The 5,863-nt window shown below is 59.8% G+C and carries 5 protein-coding genes and 3 pseudogenes; 6 read left to right on the top strand and 2 right to left on the bottom strand.

The features are described 5' to 3' along the window. Positions 1 to 410 precede the first annotated feature (410 nt). On the top strand, positions 411 to 794 hold the full coding sequence (locus QJT78_RS47655) for a type II toxin-antitoxin system RelE/ParE family toxin (RefSeq protein WP_244430985.1): 384 nt from the start codon (positions 411 to 413) through the stop codon (positions 792 to 794). After that, positions 791 to 1,111, top strand: coding sequence for a helix-turn-helix transcriptional regulator (locus QJT78_RS47660; RefSeq protein ID WP_028181696.1), 321 nt, complete (start codon positions 791 to 793; stop codon positions 1,109 to 1,111). The genes QJT78_RS47655 and QJT78_RS47660 overlap by 4 nt, the downstream gene beginning before the upstream one ends. A 231-nt stretch (positions 1,112 to 1,342) precedes the next feature. On the opposite strand, the pseudogene QJT78_RS47665 reads toward QJT78_RS47660, so the two are convergent. Continuing rightward, positions 1,343 to 2,084 (bottom strand): annotated as a pseudogene (locus QJT78_RS47665) (IS6 family transposase). Positions 2,085 to 2,132: 48 nt separating this feature from the next. Here QJT78_RS47665 and QJT78_RS47670 point away from each other — a divergent pair. From QJT78_RS47670 to QJT78_RS47680, 3 genes and pseudogenes are all read left to right on the top strand, one after another. Further along, positions 2,133 to 2,337: pseudogene (locus tag QJT78_RS47670) on the top strand (IS3 family transposase); the annotation flags it as partial. 231 nt (positions 2,338 to 2,568) lie between these two features. Next, positions 2,569 to 3,207: a hypothetical protein gene (locus tag QJT78_RS47675; RefSeq protein ID WP_028181695.1), complete on the top strand. Its 639-nt coding sequence runs from the start codon at positions 2,569 to 2,571 to the stop codon at positions 3,205 to 3,207. 1,121 nt (positions 3,208 to 4,328) lie between these two features. Continuing rightward, positions 4,329 to 4,586 (top strand): short-chain fatty acyl-CoA regulator family protein, encoded by a 258-nt coding sequence (locus QJT78_RS47680; protein WP_225006026.1) that lies wholly within the window; start codon positions 4,329 to 4,331, stop codon positions 4,584 to 4,586. On the opposite strand, the gene QJT78_RS47685 is transcribed toward QJT78_RS47680, so the two are convergent. After that, positions 4,526 to 4,930 (bottom strand): hypothetical protein, encoded by a 405-nt coding sequence (locus QJT78_RS47685; RefSeq protein WP_208089680.1) that lies wholly within the window; start codon positions 4,928 to 4,930, stop codon positions 4,526 to 4,528. The genes QJT78_RS47680 and QJT78_RS47685 overlap by 61 nt on opposite strands. 199 nt (positions 4,931 to 5,129) lie before the next feature. Between QJT78_RS47685 and QJT78_RS47690 the strand changes: the two are divergent. After that, positions 5,130 to 5,863 (top strand): annotated as a pseudogene (locus tag QJT78_RS47690) (IS630 family transposase); the annotation flags it as partial.

The raw sequence follows: 5,863 nt of genomic DNA on the forward strand, positions 1-5,863 counted from the left end.
CCGGACATGGAGATGCTCGAGGAGGCCGGCCTGCTCAGCAAGGACAAAATGCTGGCGGGAGAGTTTCCTGTGCTGGCGTCGGACGAGGCCGACCAACTCGAGGCGGACCGACGAAGACAGCGACGTGGCTTGATCGCCCCGAGACGAACTCTTGAACAATTGCAGTGACCGCGTAACGAGCGGTCACCACCGGGCGTGCCGATCTCCGGCAGTTCGCCATGAAGGCGCGTGCGACGGTCCACCTCGCCAGATCTCGGCGAACTTTGCCCAAAGCGGATCATCGGAAAGAAAAGGCGAACTTCAGGACGGCAATATCTTTGGAATGACTGCGTCAATGACGAGCGGAGAATTGTACTCGGCGGAAAACCTTTGGCAGGGACACGCTCAGCAGTAAAAGGGATCAGGATTCCTTGACTTACGTTGTCAAATATGACAACATTCCCCATATGCCGGAACTGGTACGCACGATCTCGTGGCTAAAAGCCGCGAGGAAAGACTTTGAGGAATTCCCGCGCGAGGTCCAGCTCGACATGCTGACAGCCTTGACGGTTGCTGCGCGTGGCGGAAAGGCCGACATCGCCAAGCCATTCAAGGGCGTGGGCTCGGGCGTGTTCGAGATTGCCTTAAAGCACCGTGGCGACGCTTTCAGGGCGATCTACGCGGTCCAGATCGGCGATGACTTATGGGTGGTAGATGCGTTCCAGAAGAAATCCAAGAGCGGGATCAAGACACCGCAAATGGACGTGGACCGGATCAAGGAACGCATCAAACGACTGAAGGAGGCTTTGCGATGAAAAAGAACGGCGTTGAATTGGTGCGCGGCAGCGGCAATGTCTTCCGTGACTTTGGCTATCCCGACGCGGATATTCATCAAGCCAAGGCCATTCTTGCGGCGAAGATCATTGGCGTCCTGGACAAGCAGGAGATCAGCGTGCGGAAGGCGCATGATCTCACCGGTTTTGCGGCGGCCGATTTCTCGCGTGTACGCAAGGCTAATCTCGATCGCTTCACGCTCGATCGCCTCATCGCCATGCTTGTGAAGCTCAACCGGGATGTCGAAGTCAGGATCGAAGTGAAACCGAGGCGCCAGAGGCTTCTCGTGCCGGCGTGACCTTATGGCTGGCATCGGATGATGAGCCGAACATCTTCTTGTTTAAGCCAGGCGCGTCCTCGACCAAGGAACAATCAGGTCAGCAAGGACAAAGTGCTGGCCCGGGGAGTTTCCGGATCCCTTGCCGGGACATGACGATGACCAGGATAATGACTAAGGAGCTGGGGATCGGACAGCTCACTTCCGAACAGACTGTGACGGGGGAAACCCTCCGCCTTCGGCATCGTCAACTTAATCAACCTCTGAGCCGAAGGGATTCGGCGAAGCGCTTGTCGTGGAGATCTCTCGCCAAGTCGCAAAGGCTCGCTCGCGCGAAGCACGACGGAAAGTCGGCGGTGACGGCTCCGGGATAGGGGATGTGGAAAAGGTTCGCGACCTGATCGTGAACTGACAGAAACCGTTGAGCCTGATGGGACGATTTGAAACGCTTCATGATCCGCTCGCGGCGCCGCGTCGGTTGATGAGAATTCTCGGCCCGATTGTTGAGAGCTTTGTGCTGGCGATGTTCGACGTGAAAGCCCATCTTCGCCCTCGCAGCGCCGTACGAACGGAGCTTATCCGTGATCATCACGCGCGGCGGCGTGCCGGCGGATTTCAAGAGCTTCTTCATGAGCCGCTGCGCAGCGCGCGAGTCTCTTCGGCGCTGGATCAAGACGTCGAGAACTGAGCCATTCTGGTCGACCGCGCGGCAGAGCCAATGTTGTTCGCCCGTGATCGAGATAACGACCTCGCCCAGATGCCATTTGCCACCGCGAGCGGGAGCGCGCTGGCGAATCCGATCGGAGAACGCCTTGCCGAATCTCCGTCCCCACTGGCGCACGGTTTCATAGGTCACGCCAATGCCACGCGCCGCCAGCATTTCCTCGACCATGCGCAAGCTTAAGGGAAACCCGAAATACAACCAAACGGCATAGCTGATCACTTCCGGTGGGAAGCGATGGCGACGATAAAAAGGGTCCCGGGCGGTGGGCATGCCCGTCGTCTACCCCTCGGCCGCTCCAATTCGTTAACTTGACGGTGCCTCTCCGAGCTCTGCCGGCGCGAGGGCATTGCCGCCTCGATGTATTACGGCTGGTCCAAGGAGTTCCTCGAGGCCAGCAAGCGCCTCCTGGCGGGCGATACGGCGCGAGCTGCGACCTCCGGCGAGGTGAAGGATCTCCGCCGGGAGGCCGCCGCCCTGGGCCGTAGCCGATCTGACCCTGGAAAACCGTCTGCTCAAAAAACGTATGGCCCCGCCCCGTCTGCAAGGGGTCTGATTCGGTTAAAGGAGATCGTGGTCGACTGGGCTGCCCTGGTCACCAATATCAAGCCGAAACGCGAACATCCGACTTTTCGCGTGCGCCTGGCGCTCGGCTTTGCCACCTCATTAAGCTGCAATGCGACATCATAATGCATTCACGCATCTGTCACGGACTCGGCTTATGGCTTCGACATCGTCAAATGACCGAGGATTGATCATGAGCCCTTTGTCAGACATGCTGCGAAGCCTGCGGTGGGATGACTACCGTTACTATCACCGGAGCAGAGTTAATCAGACGCTGCATTTGATCAGCGCTTTCATCTTCCTCGGTTGCTATGCGCTCTTGTTCAAGGACCCGGCAATGGCCGGCCTCGTTGGCTGGCTTGCGATGCTGACGCGGCAGACCGGACATTTCTTCTTCGAGCCGAACGGCTACGATAACGTGAACAAAGTCAGCAACGAGTACAAGGAGGCGGTCAAGGTAGGCTACAACCAGACGCGCAAGATTGTGCTCTTGATAATCTGGGGCCTGGCGCCGTTCGCACTCTACGTCTTCCCGGCGTTTGGCATGTTCGATCCGCCTGTCGGGCGGCTTGACTTCATCCGGCAAGTCGGCACGGTATGGCTCGTTATAGGCATTGGCGGCGGCCTCTTTCGGATGATCCAGCTCTTCGTCACCCGTGACGGCCAGACCGGGCTGGTATGGGTCTTCAAAGTCCTGACGGATCCCCTCCACAACGTCGCGCTGTACTACAAATCGCCGCTCGCGCTGTTGCGCGGCGAGCTGATCGACACATCGATCGCGGCCGCCGGCTGGGGCGGTGACGAGGCCGAAAAGGCTCCGCATCTCACCTGAGCGACGCACGTTGAGCGTGTGCTCACCAGATGCCCGCTTGACAAGCGTATCCTTCGGCTGGAATGGTCCGCGCCTGATCTTCACTAAGGACCCCAAGGCGGTGAGCTTTGCGTGGTCGCATCCGCAACGATGATGGGCGCCATGTCCGACGCCGCTGAATAATGAATAGCTGGATCAGAAGGTTTTCGAGAAGGCCGCGCCGGCAAAGTGCGGCCTTCTTGCGTTGCTGGCATTTTCTCGCGGAAGCCAACGAGTTGGGGGATGTCCCGCTCGATGTTGAAGCTGGCAGAGCCGGAGTTCCCGATAATACCACGGAGGGCGGTCTCCGTGCGAGCTATAAAGAGAAGCTGATCGACTCCGCTTATCAATTACAGCGTCATGCGGGCGTGGGCCTGATTCGGCATGCAAGAGAACGATCGGGCGAAGGCACGGTCTGCGATAGCGGCAGGCCGACCACGTTTAGCGAACGAACAGGCTGGGCGGTGCGAATGCCGCTCAGCTACGGGACCGCGGCCTCGTCAGCTTCTCGAAAGCAGGTGAGACCCGCAATGGACTGCAGGGCAGGGTAGCGCGTGCACAAGGCCGAAAAGCCTCGAAAAGACCAATGATGTCGATTAGGGTATTTGGTGTGATTGATCGCCACTTTCGGAAAACTCCTTCCGCTCCGCCCAGTATGTTCGCGGTTCGCGATCGGCGAATAACCGGAACCCGACGCCGGCCAAGCGTCAGCCGTTAGATCACGGCGAAGCCCTCGCTACCCACAAACGGAAGGGCCGCAGATTGCTCTGCGGCCCACCGGATCAAAATATGCTTGTCGGTACTGAAATGGGCAGACCGGCTCTGCCCGCCAGCATTAGCACCGAAGAGGCCCTTCTTCTCCCCGGGCGATTACGGATGGTCACGGGAGGCTCCGTGTCCGGAAAGACATTCGCTGGAGAGAAATTCCTTTCCGATGCTAACGGAGCGGCAAACCGCGAGCGGCGGCGGGATAGCTCTTCCGGTAGTGCGAAGCGCTCGCACCCAAGGCGGCCGAAGCACAAGAACCAGCAACCCGAACGGCTGGCGGAGTGAGGAGGTCTGGCTTTTCCGGGGCGAAGGCCTCGCTATCCATGCGGCAGAAAATGCTCTTTTGCGGACCGCGGGGCTCGGCTGAACCTCCGCGAAAGACCTTTGCTATCGCACTCGGGTGCGACCTCCACCACGCCGGTCGATTGGTCTATTCGGACGGCATGGACCTCAGTAACCCCGCGGCGGCGACTCCGATCGGACGCGGCTGCCGGATCTGCGAACGACCTGCCTGCCGCAGCGGGCATTCCCCTCAGCCGGACGTCCCCTGCAAGTCGACGAAAACCGCAGCGCCTTTGCGCCCTACGCTGTGAGTTGACCGCAGCAATGTGCCGCGGAGACTGTGAACGTCTCCGGAAGCCTTTGTTACAATGACGTCGAGCGATTCCAACCCGAAGCCGCTATCTCGCAGTTTTGCATTCTTCAAACGGCGTCTCATTGACGTTCGGGCCCACGGCAGAGCTGACCCTCGGATCGCGGCGAAGAGCGATCGAGGCGCGGCGGCGTGTGGCCGGTTTGCTTCGGCGCCGCCGGTCAAGACGTCGACCCAGGGCGAAGCGATCTGCACACCATCGCGCCGCACGCCATCGACGAGCTTTCCGATCTTCTTGCCGCGGTCGATGCTGCGCTGGATGCCTTTCGACAGGAACGGCTGCATCCGCGTGTCGTTGAAGAAATCCTTGGGGTTACGTCGCACGAGCGCCGCCGCTGGACCAAGGACGGACGCCTTCCTCAATCCGGGTCCGGATCGTTCCGCCGTGGCCGGCAATCGATCCACTTCGCGCTCCATCCGGCCACAAAAATCGCGGCGCTAGTACCCACTTTTCTTAGATCGTGAGTCGTGATTCAAGGTCGGGATGATACCCGAAGCAAGAGAAGTCCACCTTTCGAGGAAAGATCGCAAGGTGCTTGAGGCGTGTTATCGCTCTCCGGTGACGTTGCAGCGCGATTTGAAGCGGGCGCGGATAGTTCTGTTGGCGGCGGATGGGCGCAGTACCCGGTCGATCGCCAAGGAAGTCGGGGTCCAGCCGCGGATTGTCAGCCTTTGGCGGCATCGCTATGCCGACCATGGCCTTGAAGGGCTGCAAGACAAGCCGCGGCCGGGCAAGCAGCCGATCTATACGAAGACGACCGACAAGCGGATTCTGAAGCTGTTGGATAAGCCGCCGCCGCACGGGTTTGCGCGCTGGACCGGTCCTCTGCTGGCCGAGGCGCTGGACGATGTTGACGTCCAATATGTCTGGCGGTTCCTGCGCAGCCACAAGATTGACCTCGCAGCTCGCAAGTCCTGGTGCGAAGGCAACGACCCGAACTTTACGGCCAAAGCCTTTACGGCCAAAGCCGCCGATGTCGTTGGCCTTTACGTCGCCCCGCCGGCGAAGGCTATGTGCTATGCGTGGACGAGAAGCCTTCGATCCAGGCTTTGGAGCGAGCGCAAGGTTATCTGACGTTGCCCAGTGGCCGCGCCTTGACCGGCCAGAGCCACGATTACAAGCGGCATGGCACCACAACATTGTTTGCGGCGCTCGAAGTCGCCACCGGAAAGATCATCGCAACGCATTCAAAACGCCGTCGCCGCGTCGAGTTTCTC

Origin of the sequence: Bradyrhizobium sp. Mp27 (genome assembly GCF_029953005.1) — a bacterium.
In the GTDB taxonomy this organism is placed as follows: domain Bacteria; phylum Pseudomonadota; class Alphaproteobacteria; order Rhizobiales; family Xanthobacteraceae; genus Bradyrhizobium; species Bradyrhizobium barranii.

Bases quoted from the DNA above. Each gene is read 5' to 3' on its own strand.
- QJT78_RS47660 (WP_028181696.1), top strand. From the start codon at position 791: ATGAAAAAGAACGGCGTTGAATTGGTGCGCGGCAGCGGCAATGTCTTC.
- QJT78_RS47675 (WP_028181695.1), top strand. From the start codon at position 2,569: ATGAGCCCTTTGTCAGACATGCTGCGAAGCCTGCGGTGGGATGACTAC.
- QJT78_RS47680 (WP_225006026.1), top strand. From the start codon at position 4,329: ATGCTCTTTTGCGGACCGCGGGGCTCGGCTGAACCTCCGCGAAAGACC.
- QJT78_RS47685 (WP_208089680.1), bottom strand. From the start codon at position 4,930: ATGCAGCCGTTCCTGTCGAAAGGCATCCAGCGCAGCATCGACCGCGGC.